Genomic DNA, 26,757 nt, shown 5'->3' with positions numbered 1-26,757 from the left:
GCATGATGGCCAGAATTTCACCGGCGCCGGCCCGAGCATGTATGATGCGCAAGCCCCACACTATATAGACAGTACGACGAGAAACACTATGACCAAATCCCTCATCATCGCCGAGAAGCCGTCGGTCGCGAACGACATCGCCAAGACGCTGGGCGGCTTCACCAAGCACGATGAGTACTTCGAATCGGACGAATTCGTGCTCTCGTCGGCTGTTGGCCACCTGCTCGAAATCGCCGTGCCCGAAGAGCACGACGTCAAGCGCGGCAAGTGGAGCTTCACGCACCTGCCGATGATCCCGCCGTATTTCGCGCTCAATCCGATCGCCAAGACCGAATCGCGCCTGAAGGTGTTGAATCGTTTGATCAAGCGCAAGGATGTGACGACCCTGATCAACGCATGCGATGCCGGGCGTGAGGGTGAACTGATCTTCCGCCTGATCGCGCAGAACGCAAAGGCCAAGCAACCGGTCAAGCGCCTGTGGCTGCAGTCGATGACGGCCGGCGCCATCCGCGACGGTTTCGCCAATCTGCGCAGCGACGAAGAAATGCTGCCGCTGGCTGACGCCGCGCGCTGCCGCTCCGAAGCCGATTGGTTGATCGGTATCAATGGCACGCGCGCCATGACGGCGTTCAACTCGAAAGAGGGCGGCTTCTACCTGACCACCGTTGGCCGCGTACAGACGCCGACGCTGTCGATCGTCGTCGAGCGTGAAGAAAAGATCAAGAAATTCGTCCCGCGCGACTACTGGGAAGTGCGCGCCGAGTTCGTGTGCGCCGCCGGTATCTACGAAGGCCGCTGGCTCGACCAGAAGTTCAAGAAGGACGAGAACGACCCCGAAAAACGCGCTGAGCGCCTGTGGAGCAAGACCGCGGCCGACTCGATCGCCGCCGCCTGCCGCGGCAAGCAGGGCGCCGTCACCGAAGAATCCAAGCCGACCACGTCGATGGCGCCGGCGCTGTTCGACCTGACCAGCCTGCAGCGCGAAGCCAACGGCCGCTTTGGTTTTTCGGCCAAGAACACGCTGGGCCTGGCCCAGGCGCTGTACGAAAAGCACAAGGTGCTGACCTACCCGCGTACCGATTCGCGCCACTTGCCCGAAGACTATATCGCCACGGTCAAGGAAACGCTCGTCGCGCTGGCCGAGACCAATAACTACAATCAGTTCGCCAAGCAAGTGACCAAGGGCGGCTGGGTCAAGCCGAACAAGCGCATTTTCGACAACACCAAGATTTCGGATCACTTCGCGATCATCCCGACCGGCATCGTGCCGAAAAACCTGTCCGAGCCGGAACAGAAGCTGTACGACCTGGTCACGCGCCGCTTCCTGGCCGTGTTCTTCCCGGCGGCCGAATTCCTGGTCACGACGCGCTTTACCGAAGTCTCGGGCCACCAGTTCAAAACCGAAGGCAAGGTCATGACCAATCCCGGCTGGCTGGCCGTGTACGGCAAGGACCTGGGCGACGACAAGGATGGCGCCAACCTGGTGCCGGTGGCCAAGGGCGAGAAAGTCCTGACCGAAAAAATCACGGCCAACGGCCTGGTCACCAAACCGCCGGCGCGCTACAACGAAGCGACGCTGCTGTCAGCCATGGAGGGCGCCGGCAAGCTGATCGACTCGGACGAGCTGCGCGACGCGATGGCGGGCAAGGGCCTGGGCACGCCGGCAACGCGCGCCGCCATCATCGAGGGTCTGCTGACCGAGAAATACCTGCTGCGCGAAGGCCGCGAGCTGATGCCGACCGCCAAAGCATCGCAGCTGATGACCTTGCTGCGCGGCCTGGGTGTGAATGAACTGACAGCACCCGAACTGACCGGCGAATGGGAATTCAAGCTGTCGCAAATGGAAAAGGGCAAGATCTCGCGTGAAGAATTCATGCGTGAAATTGCCCAGATGACCCAGATCATCGTCAAGCGCGCCAAGGAATACAGCAACGACACCATCCCGGGCGACTACGCGACGCTCACCACCCCGTGCCCGAATTGCGCGAACGTGGTCAAGGAAAACTACCGCCGCTTTGCCTGCACCAAGTGCGATTTCTCGATGAGCAAGACGCCGGGCAGCCGCCAGTTCGAGATCAGCGAAGTCGAAGAGCTGCTTGAAAAACGCACGATCGGCCCGCTGCAAGGCTTCCGCTCGAAAATGGGCCGTCCGTTTGCCGCGATCCTGCGCATCGTGCGCGACGAAGAGATCAAGAACTTCAAGCTCGAGTTCGATTTTGGCCAGGACGATGAAGGCGCCGACGGCGAAGGCGTGGACTTTACTGGCCAGACGCCAGTGGGTCCGTGCCCGAAGTGCACCGGCGGCGTGTTCGAAATGCCATTGGCCTATGTGTGCGAACACAGCGTGGCCAAGCCAAAGACATGCGACTTCCGCAGCGGCCGCATCATCCTGCAGCAAGAGATCCTGCCTGAACAGATGAGCAAATTGCTCAATGAAGGCAAGACCGACCTGCTGCCGGGCTTTGTGTCGCAGCGCACGCGGCGCGCGTTCAAGGCGTTCCTGGTGCGTGGCAAGGACAACAAGATCAGCTTCGAATTCGAAGAGCGCAAGGCCAAGCCGGGCGCCAAGGTCAAGGCGGGCGCTGCCGATGGCGCCGCAGATGCCGAGGCAACGGTCGACGGTGCAGCCGCACCGGTGAAGGCCGCGCGCAAGGCGGCCGCCAAGCCAGCGGCGAAGAAAGCACCTGCCGCCAAGAAGGCAGTGGCCAAAAAGCCGGCGGCCAGGAAAGCGCCTGCCAAGAAGGCGGCGGCGAAATAAGACAGCGCCCACCGGCGTAAAAAAACCGCGGCATGCCGCGGTTTTTCTTTGTGAGACGGACTGAACGCTGTCAGTCCTGCCATTCCTTCAACGCGCGAATGGCAGCTTCGCCGTTGTGAATGGCTTGCACGCGCCGCACGACTTCGTTGCGCCACGCTTCATCGGCGTCCTGATCGGGCCCGTCGATGTCCTGCAGCAGCATGTGTAGCAGTTGCTGTTTTTCTGTTGCGTTCAGCATCTGGATTTTTTCGGTAATCTCCGTGACCAGGTTTGACATGACGCTTCCTCCCCCATATTTTGATTTGATCATAGCGCGAGAACTACGGCTTGTCGACTGCACGCATATTGTCACGCGGTTTTCGATCGATCAGCTTGTTATCGGGATCGATGCCGGCACGCGCCGGGATGCCGTCGACCACCAGCGTAATCTGCTGTTCGGCCCGGCTGACGAGGCGGCGTTCGCGCACCAGAGGATTGCCGTCGCTGTCGTCCACGCCGAATTCGATGAAGTCGTGTAGCGGCATCGGCTGCTCTTCGCCCTGGTCGGTGGCGCGCATCTTGCCGGCGCTGGCGCGGATCGTTACGTCGTACCTGCCATCGGCGCGCCGGTGCGCCGTGGCGCTGTCGGCCCGGTTCTCGTACAGCACGATCGATTCGAACAGGTCGTCGATCAGATAGGCCTTCGCCGGTGGCGTGACGGCGCGCAGGCCGTCGATCAGGCTTGATGCGGTCGGGTAGGGCGGGCCCTGGTAGCTGTATTGCTCCAACAGCCTACGCAGCACGCCGTTGACGACATCCTCGCCCAGCATGTCCTGCATCAGGTACAGCGCCAGCGCACCTTTCTGGTACTGGAGGTACGGCTGCTGCTCGTTGAGCGCGAGCGGCGCTTCCTTGCGCTGCTCGTTCGCGCGGCCCCTGAGGTAACCGCTGAGGTCATAGCGCAGGAAGCGCCGCATCTTGCCCGCGCCATAGGCACGCTGCATGACCATCAGCGCCATGTATTCGGACACCCCTTCGCTGAGCACCGTGCTGCCGCGCGTGTTGGCGCCGATGAGCTGGTGGCCCCACCACTGGTGCGCCGTCTCGTGCGCGCTGATGTAGAACGGGTAGTCGAGGTCTTTCGGCGAGCCGGGATCGATGCGCGCAATGAAGCCGGCGCTTTCCGAGAACGGGATCACGCCCGGGTAGGCAACGGCCATATCGCTGTAGCGGGGGAATTCGACGATGCGCAGTTCGCGCAGCGGATAGCGCCCGAAGTTGCGCGCGCCGTAGTCGAGGCCCGCCTGGGCGCCGCGCACCATGCGCTCCACATTGGCTTCGTGGCCCGGGTGGTAATACACGTCGATCGTTACGTCCTGCCAGCGTTCGTGGCGCACTTCGTAGCGCGCCGACTGGAAGGCGTAGTTGTTCAGCATCGGGCGGTCCATCTTGTAGCGGAAGTAGCGCCGCCCGTCCTGGCTCCATTCGCGCACCAGCGTGCCTGGCGCCACCGCGATCTGGTCGGCGCTGGTGCTGACGGTGGTCTCGAAGTCGATCCAGTCGGCGTCCACGCCCAGCAGGTGGTTGGCGCGCGCCGCAGGGTCGTCGCGCGCGGCCATGCGCGCACGCGGGGCCAGGCCATAACGGCGGCGATCGCGCTCGTCGCGCAGTTCCACCGCCGGCTGGTAGCCGATGCGCGGCATGACATCATTCGTGAAGAACGTACCGTTGGCCACGACCGGCGTTTCGCTGCCCAGGCCCAGCAGGCCGCGCGGCGCGTAGTCGACGGTAAAGTCCAGCGCCATGCGCGCGCCCGGCGCCATCGGCGCGGCCAGGCGGTAGCGATAGAAACCGCGCTCGGGATCACTGGCCGCCAGCGTTGCCGGCTGCGTGAACGTCACGTTCAGGCGCGCGCCGCGCTGCTGGTACAGCACCACGTCCGACAAAGGCCTGCTATTGCGGTTCTCGAGCTGATAACGGCCCTTGACCTGCAGCGCGCGCGCGGCCGGATGGATGGCCGTGTCGAGCGTAACTGCCGTGATGCGTGGCTGCGGCAGGAAGGCGGTGCGGTGGTAGCGTTGTTCGTAGTCGGCGCGCAGCTGTTCGGTCTGGCGCGCGCTCAGGTAGCCGCCCTGCGCCATTTCCCACGCGATGAAGGCGCCGCTGCCCGCGAACACGACGGCGCCGGCGCCGATTGTAGCCAGCACCGGGAGGCTCAAGCTGCGGCGCGCCAGGTGCAGGCGCTCGCGCCAGCCGCTGTCGACGCCGCGCGGCCACAGCGCGCGCGCCGCGCCCAGCAGCATCAGGGCTGCGCCGCTCCAGTACAGCAGGTAGAAGCGTTCGCGCAGCAGGTAGTGGCCAAAGCCGTTCATCGCCGAATAGGTCAGGTCGGGCCAGACCGCGTACAGGACCAGCGGATGATCCAGGCCCGCACCATTGAAGGCGAGCGCCGCCAGCACCCAGCCGATCATGACGAAGTTGGCCAGGTATTTGTGGTTGACGATGACTTGCACGGCGATCGCCAGCACCGCGAGCAGCACGTAGTGCGGCAGCATGATCGAGAACAGCGCCTGCAGGTACAGGCCCGGTTCGAGCTGGAAATACCCCTTGAAGAGCTGGATCAGCATGGCCGTGACCATGGCGACGAGCAGCAGGCAGGCTTGCAGCCCGATCAGCGCCAGCGTCTTGCTGGCCAGCGGCAGCCAGCTTGGTACGGGCAGGGCATCGAGGATCTGGCTGGTGCGCATCTCGCGCTCGCGCCAGACCAGTTCACCGGCATAGAAGATGGTCGTGATGATCACGAAGAGACCCGTCACATCGCGGATCAGTTCCAGCATCATGTACGTGACGGGATAGGTCGGCGTGCCATACATCGCGCCCAGGTCGAGCGCGCTGGCGATCAGCGCGAGCACGCCGGCCGTGGCCAGCGCCACGAAGTACGCGTTGCGGGTCGATTCGCGCAGCTCGCCCCAGCCCGATTTGACGAGCAGCACGGCCAGGCTGCGGGCCGCGAAATCGGGCGGCGTGCTGGTGTCGCGCGCCGTGCGCGACAATGGAGAGGTGAGTCCGGAGGGCAGTCCGGACGGCAGTTCGGGCGCCAGCTTGCGGCGCGCGCGCGTCTGGCCCTCGGTCTCGCCGACGGCCTGGAAGCGCCAGTAGCCAAGCAGCAGCACAAGCAGCGAGAAACCGATCCAGATCACGCGGTTGACCAGGTACACGTCGGTCAATGCGATCAGGCGCATGTTGCGCTCGGCCAGCGGCCAGTATTCGGTCAGGCGAATCAGGGCCGTGGTGCCGAACGGGTCCATCAGCGCGGCCAGCGTCTTGAAATCGAGGTCGCGCGCCAGCGACGGTGCAATGGTGTACCCGAGCGTCATGATCACGCTGGCCACGTACACCGGCAGCATGCGCCGGGTGAGGGCGGCCAGCACGAAGAAGATCGCGCCGAAGATGAACAGGTTGGGCAGGAGCGTGAACAGGTACGGCGTGAGCCAGGCCGCCAGCGGCGCGGCGCCGATGCGATCGGATGAAATCCCCGGCAAGAAGGTGCCCAGCCACAGACCGAGCACGATGCCGGCGAAGATCACGGCCAGCGTGGCGTACGCGCCCAGGAAGCGCCCGAACACGTAATCGGCCTTGCGCAGTGGCGCGCTGAAGAAGAAGTGGTGCATCTCGTGCTCGAAATCCTGCTGCACCGCGCGGCCCATGACAGCCGCGGCGACAATAACCCCGAGGCTGCCGAGCATCGCGGTGGCCAGCGCGATCTGGCGCGGGCCGTCGATCGCGATGCGGGTGCCGAACGTGATCGACAGCTCGCGAAACGCGCCGCCCGACGCCGCCATCCACAGCATCCCGAGCGCCAGGAAGCCGCCAAAATACACCCAGGTCGACAGCAGCCGCAGGCGCTGCCTGGCCTCGAAGCGGGCAATGACGAGCAGCGCGCGCACGGTCAGCAATCCCCGGCGGCGGGATTGTGACGGCCGGCGATGGTGGCGAAGTACACGTCGTCGAGGCTGGCGCGGGCCGGCTCGAAGCCGTCGCCCGGATCGTCCTCGGCATACACGTGGATCAGCGTGCGGCCACTGAGCAGGCGGCTCGAGATCACGCTGTGGCGCGCCTGGAACGCCGGCAGTTCGGCCTTGGTGACGAAGCGCGCCCAGATGAAGTCTTCGATGCCGTAGATGAGTTCTTGCGGCTCGCCGCACAGCAGTACCTGGCCCTTGTTGATGATCGCCATATTGGCGCACAGGTCGGCCACGTCGGACACGATGTGGGTCGAGAGCAGCACGGTGCGCTCTTCGCCGATGTCCGACAGCAGGTTGTGAAAGCGCACGCGTTCCTGCGGATCCAGGCCGGCCGTGGGTTCGTCGACGATGATCAGGCGCGGGTCGCCCAGCAGGGCCTGGGCGATGCCGAAGCGCTGGCGCATGCCGCCCGAAAAGGTGCCCAGGCGCTGCGCGCGTACATCCCACAGATTGGTCTGCTGCAGCAGGCCGTCGACGACTTCGCGCCGGCGCGTCCGGTGCGACAAGCCCTTGAGCTGCGCGAAATGGTCGAGCAGGTCGTACGCCGTGACCTTCGGGTAGACGCCGAAATCCTGCGGCAGGTAGCCGAGCATGCGGCGCACCGCGTCTTTCTCGTCCAGCACGTCGATATCGTCGAGGAACACCGAGCCGGCGTCGCATTCCTGCAGCGTGGCGAGAATCCGCATCAGCGTCGATTTGCCCGCACCGTTCGGCCCGAGCAGCCCGAACATCCCGGCCGGGATATTCAGCGTGACACGGTCGAGCGCGACCACGCCGTTGGCGTAGGTCTTGGACAAATTGCGGATCTTTAATTGCATGACAACTCCTGGCCGCAGTGATGTATTTACATCGCAGCTACTCTTTTTTCACACTGGCATTGTATTCAATCGTCACGGCGAGGGCAGGCGCGGTGCGATACACGGGCCAAAGCGGGCCCCAGGCTGCATTATCCGGTGACAGGGTGCATGCTGGGTTTCTTTCTATAAATTTGTTGTTCCCCGCAACGGATGCGCGGCCCACGCCCGCTCAAAATATGGATAATGGAATCATGGATGCCGCCACCCAAGACAAACTGCTGGTCCTGATGCGCGAAGGGCGTAGTCGGGCCGAATCGACCGACTGGTTCCGCGTCGGCCTGGGCCTGGTGTATCTGGCCGGCCTGATGACGAAGGACGAAATCGACTTCAAGACGGTCGACCGCGAATTCAACCGCTTCGTCTATCACACGCTGGGCAAGGGCCACACGATCACCAGCGTGCTGCAGTTCATGAGCGGCGAGAAGGTCATGCCCACCGTGGAATCGAGTCGTTTTCTGGACGCCTTTTCCCGTCACTGTCCCGGCGTGCCGATCGTGTCGGTGCCGTACCTGCTCGAACTGAACCTGGGCGTGGCCAAGAACATCTCGGGCATTGAGCCCGAAGGGCCGCTGGTAGAGTGGATCGCGAGAACTAAGGCATATAATGAAGGCCTCAGCGACTAGATTACCGAGCCAGCCATGACCGCGAATCGTTTCATCAGCCCCCTGGACCACCTGATTGTCGGCGTCGACAAGGCCTTGCGCGTCGTCGGCGGCGTGACCGCCATGTCGCGCCCGAACCCGGCCACGCACGCCATGGACAGCGAACTGTCCGATACCGATCGCCGTCACAGCGCGGGCCTGATGCGCGTGAATCATGTCGGCGAAGTGTGCGCCCAGGCGCTGTACGATGCGCAGGCCAGTTTCGCCCACACGCCGCAACTGCGCGCGCAGTTCGAAGAAGCCGGCCAGGAAGAAGAAGACCACCTGGCCTGGTGCGCGCAGCGCCTGGACGAACTGGGTTCGCAACCGAGCGTGCTCAATCCCCTGTGGTATGCGGGCGCCTATGTGATGGGCGCCGTGGCGGCCCGGATCGGCGACCCGGTCAGCCTGGGCTTCGTGGTGGAGACCGAACGCCAGGTCGAGGCGCACCTGAACAGCCACCTCGAACTGCTGCCGCAGCAGGACGCCAAATCGCGCGCGATCGTCGACCAGATGCGTATCGACGAAATCGCGCACGCCAACGCAGCCCAGGCGATGGGCGCAGCCCCGTTGCCGATGCCGGTCAAGATGGCGATGCGGGCGATGGCCAAGGTCATGACCACCGCCGCCTACCGCATCTGAGGCCCCGTCTTAACCTTCGACGATCTCGATCGAGTGCGTGATCTCGGCGGTCTTGGCCAGCATGGCCGACGCCGAGCAGTACTTGTCATGCGATAGCTGCACCGCGCGTTCGACCGCCGCCGGCTTCAGGTTGCGGCCCGTGACCACGAAGTGGAAGTTAATCTTCGTGAAGACCTTCGGATCGGTCTCGGCGCGCTCGGCCTGCAGCGTCACGTCGCACCCGCGCACGTCTTCGCGCCCGCGCTTGAGGATCAGCACCACGTCATACGCGGCGCAGCCGCCGGTGCCGATCAATACCATCTCCATCGGGCGCGGCGCCAGATTGTGGCCGCCGCCTTCCGGCGCACCATCCATCGCCACCATGTGGCCGCTGCCCGTCTGGGCCCGGAAGCTCATGCCCGACGGGCCGTTCCAGCTGACTTTTACATCCATGTTCTGCTCCGCTGTGCTGTGTTCTTGAAAAGGGGCTTCGATTGTACGGCGGGATCACACACCCAGCACGTATTTCTCGCTCTTCATGCGCCAGCTCGCAAACGCCACCACCAGCAGCGCCGGGAGCAACGCGCATGAAAACGTCAGCACGAACGGCAGCGGGCCGATGTCGCCCGTCTTGGCCAGTTCCTTGACCAGCGTCTGGTTCGACAGCATCGGCACCAGGTACATCCAGGTCGCCGTCTTGAGTTCCATGAACGACACCACGAAGCCCGGAATCACGGGCAGGATGGTCACGAAGCTGACCGTGGTCTGGGCTTCCTTGAAGGTCTTCGCGTTCATGGCCAGGCCGATGTACAGGGCGCTCGAGAGCAGCGACAGCGGCACCGTGACCAGGCACACGAGCATCAGCTCACCCCAGCCCAGGTTCCACGACATGCCGATTTCCTCGAGCGGCAGCCAGCGCAGGATCGCGTGCGCGACGCACAGGATCAGCGTCACGCCCACCAGCGACGGCACGCTCGCGGCCAGCCATTTGCCGACCACCAGTTCCCAGCTGCGGGCCGGCTGCGCCATCAGCACTTCGAGCGAGCGCCGCTCGCGTTCGCCCGCCGTGCTGTCGACGGCTGCCGACAGGTTCAGGAAAAACGCCGGCAAAAACAGGATGCCGATGATGCCCCCGATGACCATCGCCGAGCGCGAGGCGTTGGTACCGGTGTCATGGCGCTGCAGTTCGATGGGCGAGAGCGTGGCGGGCGAGACGCCGTGCGCGAGCAGGCGCGCGCTGGCGATATTGCTGCTGTAGGCCTGCAGGATGTCTTCGACGTCGCGCCGTTGCGGGCCGCTCTCGGTGGACGAATCGAACCACAGCTCCAGGCGCGCCGGGCGCATGGCCTGGTAGTTGGCGACGTAGTCGTCTGTCACGCGCAGCACGGCAACGGTCTTTTTGGCGCGCAGCAGCTCGCCAATGGCGTCCTCATTCATCGGCGCGGCCTCGGTGACGGTCACGCTGCGCTCGCGCAGCTGGGCCATCAGGGTCGGCGCTTTGGCGCCGCCGATGACGACCATCTCGATGCCTTCACGCTCGGTGCGCGTGTTCCGCTCGATCATCTGGTTCAGCAGCAGGCCGATGATGGCCGGGTACATCAGCGAGGCGGCCAGCAGGAACATCAGCGTGCGGCGTTCGCGCAGCATCTCGCGCAGCTCTTTCAAAAACACGATCCGGATCTTGGACTTCATGCGATACCTTCTTCGGTGCCGACCAGGCTGACGAAGGCGTCTTCCAGGTTGGTGATGCCGGTGCGCCGGCACAGTTCTTCGGGCGAGCCCTGGGCTACGGTATGGCCCTTGGCGATGACGATGACGTCGTCGCACAGGTGCGTCACTTCCTGCATCACGTGGGTGGCCATGATCACGCAGCTGCCGTCCTCGCGCAGCGCGTTCAGCGCCGTGCGCAGCGCGCGCGTGCTCATCACGTCCAGGCCGCGGCTCGGTTCATCGAGCAGCAGGTGGCGCGGGCGGTGCAGCAGCGTGCGCGCCAGCGCGACCTTGATGCGCTGGCCCTGCGAGAAGCCCTTGGCCCGGCGATCCAGGATGTCTTCCATGCCCAGCAGTTCGGCCACTTCGCCGATGCGCGTGCGCAGCGCCGGGGCCTGCATGTCATTGAGTTCGCCGAAATAATGCAGGTATTCGCGGGTGGTCAGGCGCTCGTACAGCCCGAACTGGTCGGTAAGAAAACCGATATTGCGGCGCACCGCCATCGGGTCCTGTTCGGGGTCGACGCCGCCGATCAGGATGCTTCCGTGGTCGCGCTTGAGCAGGCCGACGAGCGTGCGCAGCAGGGTGGTCTTGCCGGCGCCGTTGGGGCCGAGCAGCGCGGTGATCTGGCCATCGCGCGCGGTGAAGGAAACGCCGCCCAGCGCCTGGACGGCGCCGAAGGCCTTGCGTACATCGTGAACTTCGATCATGGCGTGTCCGGATCTTATGGTTGCGGCCCGGCGCTGCCGAGCTGGAAGGTGGGCGCCGGGATCTCGGCCATGCAGGCTGCGTCGAGTTTCGCCTGCGGATGGTCGAGAAAAGCGCGCAGCAGGCGCGGCGCGCAGCCCAGTTGCGAGACGCCGTGGCCGGCATTGGTCACCACGATCTGCTGGGCGTGCGCCATCGACCTGGCGGCGCTCGCGGCGCGGTGTGGCGGCGTGACCGGATCGAGCGCGCCCGAGAGCAGCAGGGCCGGCGCATCGATGCGGGTCGGTTCTGCATACGGCACGACCGGGACCCTGATGTCGTCCTTGCACAGCTTGGGCATCATCTCGGCCAGCGGTCGCGCCAGTACGGCAGCGTCAGTTTTCATCAGCTCGGGCGTGAAACGGGGCACGTCTTCGGCGCACACCACCGCGAAGTGCAGCAGCATCGACATGCTGGCGTCGTTACCGAAGTCACCGGCCAGGTTCTGGCGCGCGATGAACGGCTGCCAGCGCCCTTGGCTCGCGTTATGGATCAAGAATGGCAGGCGCCGCGCATCGGCTGGCGCATACAGGATGTTGTGCACGGTGCCCAGGAAGCGGTCGGACGACATCGTGAAACTGGTCTGCTCGGCCGTGCGCGGATTGGGCAGCGACAGGCGCAGGTCGCCCGCTTCGAGCCGGGTGACCAGGCCATCGAATTCGGCGCGCAGGTTCGGGTACGCCTTGTGGCAGGCGGCGTCCCGGGCGCAGGCGGCAAACACGCCGTCGAGCGCGGTCTGCGAGTCGCGGCCGCCGGCCGGGATCACCTGGTCAGGCGCAGCCACGCCGTCGAGCACGAGCGCGCGCACGCTGGATGGATAGGCGCGGGCATAGGTTTGCGCCAGGCGCGTGCCGTACGAGCCGCCCCACAGATTGACCTGGCCGTAGCCCAGCGCAAGGCGCACGCGTTCGAGGTCGCGCGCGGCGGCCAGGGTCGTGTACGCGCTCAGCGGCGAGGTGTTGGCCGCGATGCAGGCGCGCAGTTCGGCCATCAGCTCGGCGTCACCCATGGTTTCGTGTTCGGGCTTGCTGGCGCAGCCGAGCTTGCCCGAGCGGCCGGTGCCGCGCTGGTCGATGAAGACGATGTCGCGCGTGGCGCGCACGCGGTCGAATGCGGCCTTGAGCAGCACCAGCACATCGCTGCCGGCCTGGCCCGGGCCGCCGGCCAGCACGAACAGCGGATCGGTGCGGCTGCCCTGGCGGAACGCCGGCGCCACCGTTACGTGGAGGGCCAGCGTTGGCCCCTGTGGCTTCGCATGGTCGAGCGGCACCGTTACGCTCACGCAGCGCAGCGCCTCGACCACGCCGGGCAGGTGGCAGCTGCGGTCCGTCATGGCCGGTGCGGCGGCGCTGGCGCTACCCGCAGCCAGCAGCAGCGGCAGCGCCAGCAGGGCGGGCAAAATCTTGAATATCGTCACGACATCTCCTCAGGTTGCAACGATGATAAGTTCGCGTTGTTTCTATGGTCAACCCATTGTTTCAACTATGCATCAAGGCATGCGGACCGGGTCGGGATTGTGGCCGCGATGGCCTGAAAATCACCAGATGGCGATTGACGGCAATGCCGGTGCAGGTTATGATCGTCGGCTTTCCGTTTGCTCAGGAAAAGATAACAAGGCCGAGTCCGCTGAAGTACAGGGCGGAACCACCATTTGAGCAATTTTTTATTTTGGAATAAACATGAAAACTTTTTCCGCTAAGGGCCATGAAGTCCAGCGCGACTGGTTTGTCATTGACGCGACGGACCTGGTCCTCGGACGTGTTGCCAGCGAAGTGGCACTCCGACTGCGCGGCAAGCACAAGCCGGAATTCACCCCGCACGTCGACACCGGTGACTTCATCGTTGTGATCAATGCAGGCAAACTGCGTGTGACCGGTACCAAGGCCACCGAAAAAACGTACTACCGTCACTCGGGCTACCCGGGCGGTATCTACGAAACGAACTTCCTGAAAATGCAACAGCGTTTCCCAGGTCGCGCACTCGAGAAAGCGGTCAAGGGCATGCTGCCTAAAGGCCCACTCGGCTACGCAATGATCAAGAAGCTGAAAGTGTACGCGGAAGGTTCGCACCCACACGCTGCTCAGCAACCACAAGCACTGACCCTCTAAGGAACTGACATGATCGGTAACTACAACTACGGCACCGGCCGTCGCAAGAGTGCAGTCGCTCGCGTGTTCATCAAAACTGGCACCGGCCTGATCATCGTGAACGGCAAGCCTGCCTCGGAATACTTCTCGCGCGAAACCGGCCTGATGGTCATTCGCCAGCCGCTGGAACTGACCGGCAACGTCGAGCGTTTTGACATCAAAGTCAACGTGCACGGCGGCGGCGAGTCGGGCCAGGCTGGCGCCGTCCGTCACGGCATCACCCGCGCTCTGATCGACTACGACGCAGCACTGAAGCCAGATCTGGCCCGTGCTGGCTTCGTCACCCGCGATGCGCGTGAAGTCGAGCGTAAAAAAGTTGGTCTGCGCAAAGCACGTCGCGCAAAGCAATTCTCGAAGCGTTAATTCGCTGTTGCCAGCGCCTTCGGGCGCTGTGCCGAAAAAGCCGTCCACCGCAAGGTTGGGCGGCTTTTTTGCTTTTCAGAGCGGTACGCCCCGCATTTCCCAGGCTGTTAAAATGCACCCTTCGTCCTGAAAGCAGGGCTTATCTACCATTCTCGAGGAACAGAACATGATCAAAGTTGGCATCGTTGGCGGCACCGGATACACGGGCGTGGAATTGCTGCGGCTGTTGGCCGTGCACCCTGATGTGCAACTGACGGCAATCACGTCTCGCAAGGAAGACGGCCTGCCGGTGGCCGACATGTTCCCGTCGCTACGCGGCCGCGTCGATCTGGCGTTCTCGAGCCCTGATAAAGCCGACCTGAAAAGCTGCGACGTCGTGTTCTTCGCCACCCCGCACGGCGTGGCGATGGCGCAGGCGCCTGAGCTGCTGGCAGCCGGCGTGAAGGTGATCGACCTGGCGGCCGACTTCCGCCTGAAAGACCAGGCCACGTTTGAAAAGTGGTACAAGATCGACCACACGGCGCCCGAGCTGCTCGAAGAAGCCGTGTATGGCCTGGCTGAGCTGAACCGCGACGCCATCAAGGGCGCGCGCCTGATCGCCAACCCGGGCTGCTACCCGACCACGATGCAGCTTGGCTATTATCCGCTGCTCAAGGCCGGCATCATCGACGCGGGCAACCTGATTGCCGACTGCAAGTCGGGCGTGTCGGGCGCCGGTCGCAAGGCCGAGATCGCCACGCTGTTCTCCGAGTCGAGCGACAACTTCAAGGCCTATGGTGTGAGCGGTCACCGCCACACGCCGGAAACGACGGCCCAGCTGGCGCGCTTCACCGATCAGAAGGTCGGCCTGATCTTCACGCCGCATCTGGTGCCGATGATCCGCGGCATGCACGCAACGCTGTATGCGCGCCTGACGCAGGAGATCGACGATGCGGCGCTGCAGGCGCTGTTCGAAGATGCCTATAAGGACAGCGAGTTCGTCGATGTGATGCCGTTCGGTTCGCACCCTGAGACGCGCTCGACCCGCGGCTCGAACGTGCTGCGCCTGGCGCTGCATCGCCCGGATGGCGGCGACACGGTCGTGATCCTGGTGGTGCAGGACAATCTGGTCAAGGGCGCCTCAGGCCAGGCCGTGCAGTGCATGAACCTGATGTTCGGGCTGGACGAATCGACTGGCCTGAAGCAGATCGCGCTGTTGCCGTAACAGGCGTCGCTGGTGCCTGCCAGACTTGAATTGCGGCTACTTGGCCGCATATTCGAGCCTACTGCACCAGCTCTTGCAGAAGGATCATGTCCTCTTGATATCTTCAAGGGACGGTACCCTGTCTGAGTGACAACTGGTGTCTCATCCTGCCGACTTTCCCTGAGGGTCGGCAGCATGAGTTCCCCCAACCGTCTATAATGGGCGGAGTTTGATTATCCAGGAGCATTCCATGACCGCAGTCGCCGAAGTAGTAGATTTCGACACGATTCCCGTACCAATCAACTTCACCGACAGCGCGGCACAGAAAGTGGCCCAGCTGATCGAAGAAGAAGGCAACCCCGACCTCAAGCTGCGCGTTTTCGTGCAGGGCGGCGGCTGCTCGGGCTTCCAGTATGGCTTCACCTTCGACGAGATCATCAACGACGATGATACGACGATGGAAAAAGCAGGTGTCCAGCTGTTGATCGACTCGATGAGCTACCAGTATCTGGTCGGCGCCGAGATCGATTACAAGGATGACCTCGAAGGCGCGCAGTTCGTGATCAAGAACCCGAACGCCACCTCGACCTGCGGTTGCGGTTCGTCGTTCTCGGCGTAAGCAGCGCAGCACGACCCGGCAACCGCCGGGGATCAAAAAGGCCCGCTTCAAGCGGGCCTTTTTACGTTCACGCCGGGTACAGCGCGCCCAGGACGCGCAGGCCCCGCGCACCCGTCACCGCCGGCAGATTGCCCGGCTCGCGCTGCGTGAAGCGCCAACCCAGCCACGCGAAAGCCAACGCCTCGACCCGGTTCGGCGCCACGCCCAGTTCGGCCGTTGACGCCACCGTCACGCCATCGAGCTCGGCGCTGATGGCGCGCAGCAGCGCGCCGTTGTAGGCACCGCCACCGCATATATATACCGCGTCCGGCGCGATGCCTTCATCAAGGATGGCGCGTGCGATCGTCACGGCCGTCAGGCGCGTGAGCGTGGCCTGGACGTCGGCCGGGGCGACATCGTGGAAAGCGGCCAGCCTGGCATCGAGCCAGGCGGCATGAAACAGGTCGCGCCCCGTGCTCTTGGGCGCGGGCAGGCTGAAGTACGGCTCATCGAGCAACGCTGCCAGCAATGGCTGGTGGACGGTCCCGCTGGTGGCCCAGGCGCCATCCTCGTCGTAAGTGCGGCCCTGGTGGCGTGCAATCCACAGATCCATCAAGACATTGCCGGGACCGGTATCGAAGCCCGTCACGCGACCATCGCCATGCAGCACGCTGATATTGCCGATGCCACCGATATTGACGACCACGCGCGCGGTGCCGGGCGCCCCGAACGCGGCTGCATGGAACGCCGGCACCAGCGGCGCACCCTGGCCGCCGGCAGCGACATCGCGGCTGCGAAAGTCCGCGATCACGTCCAGGCCGGTCAGTTCAGCCAGCAGCGCCGGATTGTTGGTCTGGCGCGTGAAGCCCAGCTCGGGGCGATGGCGGATCGTCTGGCCATGCACGGCCACCGCGGCGACCTTGCCGGGGCTGGACCGCACCAGCGCACGTACGCAGTCGGCGTAAGCCAGCGCCAGTGCATTGGCGGCCAGCGCCTCGCGCTCGAGTTCGTTGTGGCTGGCCGCCTGCAGCGCCATCAGTTCATCGCGCAAGTCGGCAGGGAAGGGCGTGAACGCGGCTGCAATCGTGCGGATCGCGCCTTGTGAAAAGTCGGCCAGCACGCCATCGACGCCGTCGAGGCTGGTGCCAGACATCAGGCCGATGAAAAGGGAAGGGGTCTCGGTCATGGTGTTATGAAAAAATCAGGCCATACAAAGCAAAACGCCCTCCGGCATCGAGATGCAACGGAGGGCGTCGGGACAGGGGTAAAGCTGTCTTAGCGGGCGGCCATGGCCGAACCGCTTGGACCGAGCAGCGAGAAGCGGTGATTCATCTCGGCTGCAGCCATGCGGAAACGTGCCAGTTCGGCCTGGTTCAGCGGTTGCTGTGCCAGCGACTTGTACTGGTTTGGATCCTTGGCCACGCCTGCCACACGGAATTCGTAGTGCAGGTGCGCGCCGGTCGACCAGCCGGTGGAACCGACGTAGCCAATGACCTGGCCCTGGTTGATCTTGGCGCCCTTGCGCAGACCTGGCGCGATACGGCTCATGTGCGCATAGGCAGTGCTGTACGCCGACCAGTGCTTGAGCACGACCATATTGCCGTAACCATTGCCGTTGCCGGCGAAGTCGACGGTGGCGTCAGCCACGGCGCGAATCGGGGTGCCGGTCGATGCTGCGTAATCGACGCCCTTGTGCGCTTTCCATTTGCCCGACAGCGGGTGCACGCGCATCGAAAAGCCCGACGAAATACGCGAGTACTCGAGTGGCGACTTCAGGAAGGCTTTCTTGAGTGCCTTGCCGTCCAGGGTGTAGTAACCGCCCTGTTTGGTGATCGGATCTTCATACCAGACCGACTGGTACGCCACGCCACGGTTGACGAACTCGCCAGCCAGGATGCGGCCGGTCTTGACTTGTTCACCGTCGAGCCAGAAGGTCTCGTAGACCACATTGAAGCGGTCACCGCGCTTGACGTCGGTGCGGAAGTCGATATCGGTCGAGAACATCTCGATGATCTGGCCAACGATCGAATCGGGCAGGCTGCCGCCATCGACGTTCGAGTCGGTGGCTGCATACAGCGACGAGGAAATGTCACGCGAGCGCATTTCGACGCGACGCTCGAGCTTGGCCGGCGCTTCGAGAGCGACGAAAGCTTCGCCCTTGCGCTCGACACTGATCGTGCGTGCGTTGCCGTTCTTGTCATCGATGACGGTGGCGCGCATCGACAGCAGCAGGCCATTTTCATCGGTCTCGGCCTGGATGCGCTTGCCGGTCTGGAGCGACAGCAGGCGACGTGCCAGCTTGTCGGAACGAACGAATTTCTGTGCCTGTGCATCTTCGATGCCAAGGCGGGTGAAGAGCGAGCCGAGCGAATCGCCGCGGCGGATGCGTTCTTCGTGGATGAATTGCTGCTCGTCTTGCTGGAGCGCGGCGATCTGGGATGCCAGATTTGGCAATTCCAGGTTCGTCGCGACCGAGGTCACGGGCAGGTCGGAAGGATCGTTGGCGATCGGGGCGACACCTACTGCGCCAAAGGCGCACATGCTCAGGAAGACGGCGCCGGCGCTCAATACGCGGGCTTTGCGGGTCTTCGGCACCAGCTGCAGCAGTGTCTGACGGGTAATTTTCTGTATAGGGTTCATGCAATCAGTTAAAATTTGCGGCTGAACTTTCAAGGGCCATGTTCATGACGTTTAACAAAGTTTTCTTTGGGAAACGAAAACAGGATCGTGAATTATACCAAAAGATGTGGTCCTACAACCGTTTTAGCCAATTTCCTACACGAATTTATGACCTCAACAGCAGTTCCTGGCGGCAATTCCATGGTAAATGCGCCTGTGCGCCTTCCTCTGACTGACCGCGTTCTCGAGTCCCTCGCCATAGCGAAAAGGGGTGTCGACGAGTTGCTGGTCGAGGCCGATTTTGCGCAAAAACTGGCGCGGTCGGAGCAAACCGGCACCCCGCTGCGCATCAAACTGGGTCTGGACCCGACGGCACCAGACCTGCATCTGGGTCACACTGTGGTGCTGAACAAGTTGCGTCAATTGCAAGATCTGGGTCACCAGGTGATCTTTTTGATCGGTGACTTCACGTCGATGATTGGCGACCCGTCGGGGCGCAACGCCACCCGGCCGCCGCTGACGCGCGAGCAGGTCGAAGAAAACGCAATGACGTACTTCCGTCAGGCATCGCTGGTGCTGGACGCCGGCCGCACCGAGATGCGCTACAACTCGGAGTGGTGCGACCCGCTCGGCGCGCGCGGCATGATTCAGCTGGCGTCACGCTATACAGTAGCGCGCATGATGGAGCGCGACGATTTCACCAAGCGCTACAAGAGTGGGACACCGATCGCCGTGCATGAGTTCCTGTATCCGCTGATGCAGGGCTACGATTCGGTCGCGTTGAAGTCCGACCTTGAGCTGGGTGGAACGGACCAGAAATTCAACTTGCTGGTTGGCCGCGAACTGCAAAAGGATTACGGCCAGGAGCCGCAGTGCATCCTGACCATGCCGCTGCTCGAAGGCCTGGATGGCGTCGAGAAGATGTCCAAGTCGAAAAACAACTACATCGGCATCACCGAAGCACCGAACACCATGTTCGGCAAGCTGATGAGTATTTCGGACGACATGATGTGGAAGTACTTCAATTTGCTGTCGTTCCGCTCGCTGGACGACATCGCCCAATTGAAGGCAACGATCGACGGCGGCGCCAACCCGCGCGACGCCAAGGTGGCGCTGGGCAAGGAAATCGTGACGCGCTTCCATTCGGCCCAGGCGGCCGACGATGCGCTGGCCGACTTCGTCAACCGTTCCAAAGGTGGCATTCCCGACGACGTGCCGGAAGTGGCGCTGTCAGGCGCCCCGATGGGCGTTGCGCAATTGCTCAAGCAAGCTGGCCTGTGTGCATCGACGTCGGAAGCCATGCGCATGGTCGACCAGGGCGGCGTGCGCATCGACGGCGCCGTCGTGGCCGATAAAGGGTTGCAGGTGGATGCGGGCACGCTCGTCGTGCAAGTGGGCAAGCGCAAGTTCGCGCGCGTGACGCTGGCATGATCGGCTTGCTGCAACGCGTGAGCGAAGCGGCAGTGCGCGTCGACGGTGCGACCGTCGGCGCCATCGGTCCGGGCCTCTTGGTATTGCTGTGCGCCGAAAAGGGCGACACCGGGCGCGAAGCCGACCTGCTGCTGACCAAAATACTCGGTTACCGCGTCTTTTCGGACGAGGCCGGCAAGATGAATCGCAGCCTGGTCGACGTCAATGGCGGCCTGCTCCTGGTGCCGCAATTCACGCTGGCGGCCGACACCAAATCGGGTACGCGGCCATCGTTCACGCCAGCGGCAGCGCCGGAAGACGGCCGGCGCCTGTTTGACCACGTAGTGCGCCAGGCGCGCGAGCGCCACGGCCAGGTGGAAACCGGCGTGTTCGGCGCCGACATGAAAGTGTTGCTCATTAACGATGGGCCGGTGACCTTCTGGCTGCGCGTTGATCCGGTCGCAGCAACGCGCTGAAACCCCGGCTGGTTGCGAAGGGTGAAATCGACAGCCGGAAGACCGGGCGACGACACGCAAGCGCTCACCGGGTACAAGTTGGGTATGCCCGCAACTCCCACGCTCTCGCCGATCTGCCAGAATAGCGCTTCCATACGATTGCCCCGAGGTTTGGGCACAAGAACCTCATGACCCTGACCACGGCGCCCCAGGGCGCGACCACGATCCTGCTCATCCGCCACGGCGAAACCGCCTGGAATGCCGAACGCCGGCTGCAGGGCCATCTCGATATCCCGCTCAATGCCGAAGGCGAGCGCCAGGCGGCGCTGCTTGGCGCGGCACTGGCCGGTGAAGCGATCGACCACGTGCTGTCCAGCGACCTGGGCCGTGCCCGACAGACTGCCGAAGCGATCCTGCGCGCGCGCGGCGCGACAACGGCGTTGCAGGTCGATCCCCAATTGCGCGAACGCTGCTACGGCGGCTTCGAAGGCTTGCTCTATAGTGAGATCGCGGCCCGCTATCCGGCGGACTTTGCCGCATGGCAGGCGCGCAATGTCGATGCGACGCTGCCACCGGGCAAAAACCAGGGTGAATCGTTCCGCGCCTTTTTCGACCGCGTCACGACGGCGATCGCGGCCCACGCTGCCCGCCATCCGGGGCAGATGCTGGCGCTGGTGGCGCACGGCGGCGTGCTCGAGTGCGCCTACCGCGCCGCACTGGGCCTGGCCCTGGACACCCCGCGCGACTTCAAGGTGCACAACGCCAGCATCAACCGCTTTGCGGTCGAGCAGGGCAAGCTGCGCCTGCTCAGTTGGGGCGAAGTCGAGCATCTGCGCCAACCCGCTCTCGACGAGTTGCCGTAGGGTGGAAGGCTCCGCCTTCCACGCGGTGATGGTTGGCGGTGGCGTGCCCGGCACGAGACCGGCGCCGATAGCGATCGCCGCGTGGACGGCCAAGCCGTCCACCCTACCTGAGGGGTCTCATCCCCCATTTCCTGGCCTTGCCAATATCGCACACACAACAATTTGAAAAATTGTGCTGATAAATTGAGCAGCGCTTGAGGTAAAATAGCAGGTTCCCGTGTCACTTTTGAGTCTGCCAGCTGTGCAAATAGGTCCTTATCTCCTGCGTAATAACGTCTTTGTCGCGCCGATGGCTGGTGTGACGGACCGTCCGTTCCGGCAACTGTGCAAGCAGCTCGGCGCGGGCTATGCGGTGTCCGAGATGGCCGCGTCCAATCCGCGCCTGTGGGCCAGCGAAAAGACGTCGCGCCGGATCGACCACGCGGGCGAGATGGAGCCCAAGGCCGTGCAAATCGCTGGCGCCGATCCAAAAGACCTCGCCGATTGCGCGAAGTTCAACGTCGAGCGTGGCGCGCAGATCATCGACATCAATATGGGGTGCCCGGTCAAAAAGGTGTGCAACAGCTGGTGCGGATCGGCCCTGTTGCAGCACGAAGACCTGGTCGAGCGCATCCTGCACGCGGTGGTCGAGGCCGTCGATGTGCCGGTCACGCTGAAGTTCCGCACCGGCTGGGATCGTCAAAACAAGAACGCGCTGCGCATCGCGCGTCTGGCCGAGCAGGCCGGCATCCAGATGCTGACCCTGCATGGCCGCACGCGTGCCGATGGCTACAAGGGCGACGCCGAGTACGACACCATCCGCGCCGTGAAAGCGTCGGTCGGCATCCCGGTGGTGGCCAATGGCGACATCACCACGCCCGAGAAAGCGAAGTTCGTGCTCGATTACACGGGGGCGGACGCCGTCATGATCGGCCGGGCGGCCCAGGGCCGGCCATGGATCTGCCGCGAAATCGATCATTTCCTGCGCACGGGCGAGCACATGCCGGCGCCGCTGGTGGAAGAAGTGCGCGAACTGATGCACGAGCACTTGCCGGCGCACTACGCCTTTTATGGCGAGTTCATCGGCGTGCGCACTGCGCGCAAGCACATCGGCTGGTATGTCCAGGACTTGCCAGATGGCGAGGAATTCCGTCAGCGCATGAATCTGCTGGAATCGACCGCCGAGCAACTTGCGGCGATGGATGACTTCCTGAAATCCCAGCACCGCCATGGCGAGCGGTTACAATACCGCCCCGCGCTTCCCGCCGTGGACGCGATCGCGGCATAGAACACCAGCACGACAAGCGACAAGAAGAACAATTGGGGACGCGCTGCCCGCAGATGCAGCAAGCCAGTGCAGCAAGCTGGGCAGCAATCACACAACCAGGATGAAGCAGCAAAGACATGAGCAAAGAAAGTATCCAGGAAGTCGTCCAGAAGAGTCTTGAAGACTATTTCAACGATCTCGGCGAGCAAAAACCGACCAACATCTACGACATGATGGTGTTGACCGTCGAAAAGCCCGTCCTCGAAGTGGTCATGTCGCGCGCCGACGGCAACCAGTCGCATGCCGCGCAGATGCTGGGCATCAATCGCAATACATTGCGCAAGAAACTGCAAGAGCACGGGCTGCTCTAAGCGTTGCCGGTTGGCTGCGCTTCCTGCGCGGCCCCGGAGACCCAACGGTCTCCATGTCCGGCGCCAGGAATTCTCAACCATAGGCCTCACCATGATCAAACAAGCTCTCATTTCCGTATCCGACAAGACCGGCGTGCTCGATTTCGCGCGCGCGCTGAACCAGCTGGGCGTGAACATCCTGTCCACTGGCGGCACCGCCAAGCTGCTGCAAGAAAATGGCGTGCCAGTTACGGAAGTGGCCGATTACACCGGTTTTCCGGAAATGCTCGATGGCCGCGTCAAGACGCTGCACCCGAAAGTGCACGGCGGCATCCTGGCCCGTCGCGATTTCCCCGAGCACATCGCGAAACTGGAAGAGCACAATATTCCGCAGATCGACATGGTCGTGGTCAATCTGTACCCGTTCCAGCAAACCGTCGCCAAAGAGCAATGCTCGCTGGAAGATGCGATTGAGAACATCGACATCGGTGGCCCGACCATGCTGCGTTCTGCCGCCAAGAACCACCGCGACGTGGTCGTGGTCGTCGATCCGGCCGACTACGGCGTCGTGCTGGCGGAAATGAAGGGCTCGGGCGGCGACGCCGGTCCGGTCAGCTACGAGACCAAGTTCCGCCTGGCCAAGAAAGTGTTCGCACACACCGCCCAGTACGACGGCGCGATCACCAATTACCTGACCAGCCTGGGCGAGGACCGCGCACACGCGACCCGCTCGAACTTCCCGGCCACCCTGAACATGGGCTTCGAGAAAGTCCAGGAAATGCGCTACGGCGAGAATCCGCACCAGGGCGCCGCCTTCTACCGCGACCTCGTCACGATCGATGGCGCACTGGCCAACTACCGCCAGCTGCAGGGTAAAGAGCTGTCGTACAACAATATCGCCGATGCCGATGCGGCGTGGGAATGCGTCAAGTCGCTCGGCGGCCTTGGCCAGGCGGCCGGTTGTGTGATCGTCAAGCATGCTAATCCGTGCGGTGTGGCAATCGGCGTCGATGCACTGGACGCGTATTCGCGCGCGCTGCAGACTGATCCGACCTCGGCCTTTGGCGGCATCATCGCCTTCAACGTCGAAGTCGATGGCAAGGCGGCCGAAGCGCTGGCCAAGCTGTTCGTCGAGGTGCTGATCGCGCCAGGCTTTACCGCCGAGGCGCGCCAGATCATGTCGGCCAAGCAGAACGTGCGTCTGCTGGAAATCGCCCTGGGCGCCGGCCAGAATGCCTATGACGTCAAGCGTGTCGGCGGCGGCCTGCTGGTGCAGTCGCCAGACGCGAAGAATGTCGGCATGGAAGAGCTGCGTGTCGTTTCCAAGCTGCAGCCATCGCCGCAGCAGCTGCAAGACCTGATGTTCGCCTGGCGCGTGGCCAAGTTCGTCAAGTCGAACGCGATCGTGTTCTGCGGTAACGGCATGACGCTGGGCGTCGGCGCCGGCCAGATGAGCCGCATCGACTCGGCACGCATCGCCTCGATCAAGGCGCAGAACGCTGGCCTCAGCTTGACCGGCTCGGCCGTGGCGTCGGATGCATTCTTCCCGTTCCGTGACGGCCTGGACGTCGTCGTCGATGCGGGCGCGACCTGCGTGATCCACCCGGGTGGTTCGATGCGCGACCAGGAAGTCATCGATGCCGCCGACGAGCGTGGCGTTGTCATGCTGTACACGGGCACGCGTCACTTCCGTCATTGATTCATTGGCAAGGCGAGGGCAGCGGGAAACCTGCTGCCCCCGCTGACGTCCAACGGGGGCGTACCGAAATGGTGCGCCCCTGTGTTTTTGCACAGTATTTTTCCCACGAACACCCCCAGCCGGGGTAACATTCCAGCATGATTATTCTCGGCATCGACCCGGGCCTGCGCACGACGGGGTTTGGCGTCATTGAAAAACACGGCACGAAGCTGCGCTACATCGCTTCGGGCACCATCAAGACCGGGCTGGAAGGCGCCTTGCCGCCACGCCTGAAAGTCATCCTGCACGGCGTCAGCGAGATCATCGCGACCTACCAGCCAGCCTGTTCCGCGATCGAAAAAGTGTTCGTCAACGTCAATCCGCAATCGACCCTGCTGCTGGGCCAGGCGCGCGGCGCGGCCATCACGGCGCTCGTGGGCGCCGATCTCGATGTGGCCGAATACACGGCGGTGCAGGTCAAGCAAGCGGTGGTGGGCACGGGCCGCGCGGCCAAGCCGCAAGTGCAGGACATGGTCGCGCGCCTGCTCAAGCTGCCAGGCCTGCCGGGCAGCGACGCTGCCGATGCGCTTGGCGTGGCCATTTGCCACGCCCACACGATCGACACGCTGGCGCTGCTCGGCGCGATTGCGCCCGACATGATCGGGCTGCGCATGAAAAACAGCCGTCTCGTCTCATAACAAGGAATTCATTCGATGATCGGTCGTCTCTCCGGAACCCTGCTCGAAAAAGCGCCGCCGCATGTGCTGGTGGATTGCAATGGCGTCGGCTATGAAGTCGATGTGCCGATGAGCACGTTCTACAACCTGCCGCACACGGGCGAAAAAGTCGTGCTGTTTACGCACCTGACCGTGCGCGAAGATGCGCACCTGCTGTTCGGCTTTGGCAGCGCCGCCGAACGCGCGCTGTTCCGGCAACTGATCAAGATCACGGGTGTCGGCGCGCGCATGGCGCTGTCGATCCTGTCGGGCATGACTGTGGCCGAGCTGTCGCAGGCCGTCACGCTGCAAGAGACGGGCCGTCTGGTCAAGGTGCCCGGCATCGGCAAGAAGACTGCCGAGCGCCTGCTGCTCGAGCTCAAGGGCAAGCTCGGCGCCGATATCGGCATGGTCGCCGGCGTGCCGCGCGACGACACGCAGACCGACGTGCTCAATGCGCTCGCCGCGTTGGGTTACTCCGACAAGGAAGCGCTGCTCGCGATCAAGAGCATGCCAGCCGGCGGCAGCGTCTCGGATGGCATCAAATTTGCGCTCAAGGCGCTTTCCAAAGCCTGACCGGATGTAAGCAATGAGTATCCAGACCGACAACTTTACCGAACAGCGCGTGATCGACGCCGCGCCGGCCTCGCCCAACGAAGAGGCGATCGAGCGCGCGCTGCGGCCCAAGCAGCTCGACGAATACGTCGGCCAGGAGAAAATCCGCGACCAGCTCGAGATTTTCATCACGGCCGCGCGCAACCGGCGCGAAGCGCTCGACCACACGTTGCTGTTCGGCCCACCGGGCCTGGGCAAGACGACGCTCGCGCACATCATCGCGCGCGAGATGGGCGTGAACCTGCGCCAGACCTCGGGCCCCGTGCTCGAGCGCCCGGGCGATCTGGCGGCATTGCTGACCAATCTCGAGCCGAACGACGTGCTGTTCATCGACGAGATTCACCGCTTGTCGCCGGTGGTCGAAGAGATCCTGTACCCGGCGCTCGAGGATTACCAGATCGACATCATGATCGGCGAAGGCCCGGCCGCACGTTCCGTGAAGCTCGACCTGCAGCCGTTCACGCTGGTGGGCGCGACCACCCGCGCCGGCATGCTGACCAATCCGCTGCGCGACCGTTTCGGCATCGTGGCGCGCCTGGAGTTCTACAACGTCCCCGAGCTGACCAAGATCGTGCTGCGCAGCGCCGCGCTGCTGGTGGCGCCGATCGACGAAGACGGCGCGCGCGAAGTGGCCAAGCGCGCCCGCGGCACGCCGCGTATCGCCAACCGTTTGCTGCGCCGCGTGCGCGACTTCGCGCAGGTGAAAGGCACAGGCGAGATCACGCGCGACATCGCCGACCGCGCGCTCAAGATGCTCGACGTCGACAGCGTGGGCTTTGACGTCATGGACCGCAAGCTGCTCGAAGCAGTGCTGTTCAAGTTTGCCGGCGGCCCGGTCGGCATCGGCAACCTGGCAGCCGCCATCGGCGAAGCGGCCGACACGATCGAAGACGTGCTCGAGCCGTTCCTGATCCAGCAGGGCTATCTGCAGCGCACCCCGCGCGGACGCATCGCCACGCCGCTGGCATACCAGCACTTTGGCGTGACGGCGCCGCGCATCAGCCCGACGGGCGACTTGTGGGACAGTCTGCCGCCAGGGCAGGGCGGTTGACCGCTTGATGTGCTTGTCCGAAAACCATCGGTTTTCGGGCGCGCACGACGATTATTTACCCTGTTCTCATGTTAGTGCTACTCTTCGCCCCTTCGTCTAGCAAACGGCCATGCGATAAAGAGTCA

General features: G+C 63.6%; 25 protein-coding genes. 16 read left to right on the top strand and 9 right to left on the bottom strand.

Annotated features, from left to right (window positions below):
• Nucleotides 1-88 precede the first annotated feature (88 nt).
• Entirely contained in the window at nt 89-2,758 is a 2,670-nt protein-coding gene (locus NX775_RS14770; RefSeq protein WP_258836682.1) for a DNA topoisomerase III, read from the top strand.
• Between the two features lie 70 nt (nt 2,759-2,828).
• Here NX775_RS14770 and NX775_RS14765 read toward each other — a convergent pair whose 3' ends face one another.
• From NX775_RS14765 to NX775_RS14755, 3 genes are read right to left on the bottom strand one after another with little or no spacing between them, the layout of a single operon-like run.
• Entirely contained in the window at nt 2,829-3,035 is a 207-nt protein-coding gene (locus NX775_RS14765) for an addiction module protein (RefSeq protein ID WP_183557532.1), read from the bottom strand.
• A gap of 43 nt (nt 3,036-3,078) precedes the next feature.
• The gene (locus NX775_RS14760) at nt 3,079-6,684 is read right to left on the bottom strand and encodes an ABC transporter permease/M1 family aminopeptidase (RefSeq protein ID WP_258836681.1); all 3,606 of its coding nucleotides are present in this window, start codon (nt 6,682-6,684) and stop codon (nt 3,079-3,081) included.
• Nucleotides 6,685-6,686: 2 nt separating this feature from the next.
• Nucleotides 6,687-7,580: an ABC transporter ATP-binding protein gene (locus NX775_RS14755; protein WP_258836680.1), complete on the bottom strand. Its 894-nt coding sequence runs from the start codon at nt 7,578-7,580 to the stop codon at nt 6,687-6,689.
• A 230-nt stretch (nt 7,581-7,810) separates the two neighbouring features.
• On the opposite strand from NX775_RS14755, the gene NX775_RS14750 reads away from it, so the two are divergent.
• Together NX775_RS14750 and coq7 are read left to right on the top strand one after the other, a co-directional pair.
• Complete coding sequence (locus NX775_RS14750; protein ID WP_258836679.1) at nt 7,811-8,242, top strand: hypothetical protein; 432 nt, start codon at nt 7,811-7,813, stop codon at nt 8,240-8,242.
• 15 nt (nt 8,243-8,257) lie between these two features.
• Entirely contained in the window at nt 8,258-8,902 is a 645-nt protein-coding gene (coq7, locus tag NX775_RS14745) for a 2-polyprenyl-3-methyl-6-methoxy-1,4-benzoquinone monooxygenase (RefSeq protein WP_258836678.1), read from the top strand.
• Nucleotides 8,903-8,911: 9 nt separating this feature from the next.
• Here coq7 and NX775_RS14740 read toward each other — a convergent pair whose 3' ends face one another.
• From NX775_RS14740 to NX775_RS14725, 4 genes are read right to left on the bottom strand one after another with little or no spacing between them, the layout of a single operon-like run.
• Complete coding sequence (locus tag NX775_RS14740; protein ID WP_258836677.1) at nt 8,912-9,334, bottom strand: OsmC family protein; 423 nt, start codon at nt 9,332-9,334, stop codon at nt 8,912-8,914.
• Nucleotides 9,335-9,388: 54 nt separating this feature from the next.
• Nucleotides 9,389-10,573: an ABC transporter permease gene (locus tag NX775_RS14735; protein ID WP_258836676.1), complete on the bottom strand. Its 1,185-nt coding sequence runs from the start codon at nt 10,571-10,573 to the stop codon at nt 9,389-9,391.
• On the bottom strand, nt 10,570-11,301 hold the full coding sequence (locus tag NX775_RS14730; protein ID WP_258836675.1) for an ABC transporter ATP-binding protein: 732 nt from the start codon (nt 11,299-11,301) through the stop codon (nt 10,570-10,572). The genes NX775_RS14735 and NX775_RS14730 overlap by 4 nt, the downstream gene beginning before the upstream one ends.
• A 14-nt stretch (nt 11,302-11,315) precedes the next feature.
• A complete protein-coding gene (locus NX775_RS14725; RefSeq protein ID WP_258836674.1) occupies nt 11,316-12,755 on the bottom strand; it encodes an alpha/beta fold hydrolase in 1,440 nt (479 codons plus the stop codon).
• Between the two features lie 262 nt (nt 12,756-13,017).
• Between NX775_RS14725 and rplM the strand changes: the two genes are divergently transcribed.
• The 4 genes from rplM (at nt 13,018) to erpA (ending at nt 15,650) form a co-directional block, all read left to right on the top strand.
• Nucleotides 13,018-13,446 (top strand): 50S ribosomal protein L13, encoded by a 429-nt coding sequence (gene rplM, locus NX775_RS14720; RefSeq protein ID WP_183556744.1) that lies wholly within the window; start codon nt 13,018-13,020, stop codon nt 13,444-13,446.
• Between the two features lie 9 nt (nt 13,447-13,455).
• Nucleotides 13,456-13,848 carry a 30S ribosomal protein S9 gene (gene rpsI, locus NX775_RS14715; protein WP_183556746.1) on the top strand — a complete coding sequence of 131 codons (393 nt, stop codon included), beginning with the start codon at nt 13,456-13,458 and terminating at the stop codon, nt 13,846-13,848.
• Nucleotides 13,849-14,014: 166 nt separating this feature from the next.
• Entirely contained in the window at nt 14,015-15,052 is a 1,038-nt protein-coding gene (gene argC / locus NX775_RS14710) for an N-acetyl-gamma-glutamyl-phosphate reductase (RefSeq protein ID WP_258836673.1), read from the top strand.
• 229 nt (nt 15,053-15,281) lie between these two features.
• Nucleotides 15,282-15,650, top strand: a complete 369-nt coding sequence (gene erpA, locus NX775_RS14705) for an iron-sulfur cluster insertion protein ErpA (RefSeq protein ID WP_183556750.1) — start codon at nt 15,282-15,284, stop codon at nt 15,648-15,650.
• 67 nt (nt 15,651-15,717) lie between these two features.
• On the opposite strand, the gene NX775_RS14700 is transcribed toward erpA, so the two are convergent.
• Entirely contained in the window at nt 15,718-16,815 is a 1,098-nt protein-coding gene (locus NX775_RS14700; protein ID WP_258836672.1) for an anhydro-N-acetylmuramic acid kinase, read from the bottom strand.
• Nucleotides 16,816-16,904: 89 nt separating this feature from the next.
• A complete protein-coding gene (locus NX775_RS14695) occupies nt 16,905-18,269 on the bottom strand; it encodes a M23 family metallopeptidase (RefSeq protein ID WP_258836671.1) in 1,365 nt (454 codons plus the stop codon).
• A 180-nt stretch (nt 18,270-18,449) separates the two neighbouring features.
• Between NX775_RS14695 and tyrS the strand changes: the two genes are divergently transcribed.
• The 9 genes from tyrS (at nt 18,450) to ruvB (ending at nt 26,632) form a co-directional block, all read left to right on the top strand.
• Nucleotides 18,450-19,679 (top strand): tyrosine--tRNA ligase, encoded by a 1,230-nt coding sequence (gene tyrS / locus NX775_RS14690; RefSeq protein WP_258836670.1) that lies wholly within the window; start codon nt 18,450-18,452, stop codon nt 19,677-19,679.
• Entirely contained in the window at nt 19,676-20,134 is a 459-nt protein-coding gene (dtd, locus tag NX775_RS14685) for a D-aminoacyl-tRNA deacylase (RefSeq protein WP_258836669.1), read from the top strand. The genes tyrS and dtd overlap by 4 nt, the downstream gene beginning before the upstream one ends.
• Nucleotides 20,135-20,301: 167 nt before the next feature.
• The gene (locus NX775_RS14680; RefSeq protein WP_258836668.1) at nt 20,302-20,976 is read left to right on the top strand and encodes a histidine phosphatase family protein; all 675 of its coding nucleotides are present in this window, start codon (nt 20,302-20,304) and stop codon (nt 20,974-20,976) included.
• Nucleotides 20,977-21,217: 241 nt separating this feature from the next.
• Nucleotides 21,218-22,243: a tRNA dihydrouridine synthase DusB gene (gene dusB / locus NX775_RS14675; RefSeq protein ID WP_258836773.1), complete on the top strand. Its 1,026-nt coding sequence runs from the start codon at nt 21,218-21,220 to the stop codon at nt 22,241-22,243.
• A gap of 116 nt (nt 22,244-22,359) precedes the next feature.
• Nucleotides 22,360-22,593 carry a helix-turn-helix domain-containing protein gene (locus tag NX775_RS14670; protein ID WP_005667930.1) on the top strand — a complete coding sequence of 78 codons (234 nt, stop codon included), beginning with the start codon at nt 22,360-22,362 and terminating at the stop codon, nt 22,591-22,593.
• Between the two features lie 91 nt (nt 22,594-22,684).
• The gene (gene purH, locus NX775_RS14665) at nt 22,685-24,271 is read left to right on the top strand and encodes a bifunctional phosphoribosylaminoimidazolecarboxamide formyltransferase/IMP cyclohydrolase (protein WP_258836667.1); all 1,587 of its coding nucleotides are present in this window, start codon (nt 22,685-22,687) and stop codon (nt 24,269-24,271) included.
• A gap of 137 nt (nt 24,272-24,408) precedes the next feature.
• Entirely contained in the window at nt 24,409-24,948 is a 540-nt protein-coding gene (gene ruvC / locus NX775_RS14660; protein WP_183556793.1) for a crossover junction endodeoxyribonuclease RuvC, read from the top strand.
• A 15-nt stretch (nt 24,949-24,963) separates the two neighbouring features.
• Nucleotides 24,964-25,542 carry a Holliday junction branch migration protein RuvA gene (gene ruvA, locus NX775_RS14655; RefSeq protein WP_258836666.1) on the top strand — a complete coding sequence of 193 codons (579 nt, stop codon included), beginning with the start codon at nt 24,964-24,966 and terminating at the stop codon, nt 25,540-25,542.
• 13 nt (nt 25,543-25,555) lie between these two features.
• A complete protein-coding gene (ruvB, locus tag NX775_RS14650; protein ID WP_258836665.1) occupies nt 25,556-26,632 on the top strand; it encodes a Holliday junction branch migration DNA helicase RuvB in 1,077 nt (358 codons plus the stop codon).
• Nucleotides 26,633-26,757: the final 125 nt, after the last annotated feature.

It is taken from the genome of Massilia aurea, from assembly GCF_024753205.1.
Lineage (GTDB): Bacteria > Pseudomonadota > Gammaproteobacteria > Burkholderiales > Burkholderiaceae_D > Telluria > Telluria aurea.
This window is presented reverse-complemented; position numbering and strand designations above follow the sequence as displayed.

Coding starts and splice junctions, on each gene's coding strand:
- argC (WP_258836673.1), top strand. CDS start 14,015: ATGATCAAAGTTGGCATCGTTGGCGGCACCGGATACACGGGCGTGGAA.
- NX775_RS14700 (WP_258836672.1), bottom strand. CDS start 16,815: ATGACCGAGACCCCTTCCCTTTTCATCGGCCTGATGTCTGGCACCAGC.
- ruvC (WP_183556793.1), top strand. CDS start 24,409: ATGATTATTCTCGGCATCGACCCGGGCCTGCGCACGACGGGGTTTGGC.
- rpsI (WP_183556746.1), top strand. CDS start 13,456: ATGATCGGTAACTACAACTACGGCACCGGCCGTCGCAAGAGTGCAGTC.
- NX775_RS14730 (WP_258836675.1), bottom strand. CDS start 11,301: ATGATCGAAGTTCACGATGTACGCAAGGCCTTCGGCGCCGTCCAGGCG.
- rplM (WP_183556744.1), top strand. CDS start 13,018: ATGAAAACTTTTTCCGCTAAGGGCCATGAAGTCCAGCGCGACTGGTTT.
- ruvA (WP_258836666.1), top strand. CDS start 24,964: ATGATCGGTCGTCTCTCCGGAACCCTGCTCGAAAAAGCGCCGCCGCAT.
- NX775_RS14770 (WP_258836682.1), top strand. CDS start 89: ATGACCAAATCCCTCATCATCGCCGAGAAGCCGTCGGTCGCGAACGAC.
- NX775_RS14765 (WP_183557532.1), bottom strand. CDS start 3,035: ATGTCAAACCTGGTCACGGAGATTACCGAAAAAATCCAGATGCTGAAC.
- NX775_RS14695 (WP_258836671.1), bottom strand. CDS start 18,269: ATGAACCCTATACAGAAAATTACCCGTCAGACACTGCTGCAGCTGGTG.
- coq7 (WP_258836678.1), top strand. CDS start 8,258: ATGACCGCGAATCGTTTCATCAGCCCCCTGGACCACCTGATTGTCGGC.
- NX775_RS14750 (WP_258836679.1), top strand. CDS start 7,811: ATGGATGCCGCCACCCAAGACAAACTGCTGGTCCTGATGCGCGAAGGG.
- NX775_RS14755 (WP_258836680.1), bottom strand. CDS start 7,580: ATGCAATTAAAGATCCGCAATTTGTCCAAGACCTACGCCAACGGCGTG.
- tyrS (WP_258836670.1), top strand. CDS start 18,450: ATGGTAAATGCGCCTGTGCGCCTTCCTCTGACTGACCGCGTTCTCGAG.
- NX775_RS14740 (WP_258836677.1), bottom strand. CDS start 9,334: ATGGATGTAAAAGTCAGCTGGAACGGCCCGTCGGGCATGAGCTTCCGG.
- purH (WP_258836667.1), top strand. CDS start 22,685: ATGATCAAACAAGCTCTCATTTCCGTATCCGACAAGACCGGCGTGCTC.
- dtd (WP_258836669.1), top strand. CDS start 19,676: ATGATCGGCTTGCTGCAACGCGTGAGCGAAGCGGCAGTGCGCGTCGAC.
- NX775_RS14670 (WP_005667930.1), top strand. CDS start 22,360: ATGAGCAAAGAAAGTATCCAGGAAGTCGTCCAGAAGAGTCTTGAAGAC.
- ruvB (WP_258836665.1), top strand. CDS start 25,556: ATGAGTATCCAGACCGACAACTTTACCGAACAGCGCGTGATCGACGCC.
- erpA (WP_183556750.1), top strand. CDS start 15,282: ATGACCGCAGTCGCCGAAGTAGTAGATTTCGACACGATTCCCGTACCA.
- NX775_RS14680 (WP_258836668.1), top strand. CDS start 20,302: ATGACCCTGACCACGGCGCCCCAGGGCGCGACCACGATCCTGCTCATC.
- NX775_RS14735 (WP_258836676.1), bottom strand. CDS start 10,573: ATGAAGTCCAAGATCCGGATCGTGTTTTTGAAAGAGCTGCGCGAGATG.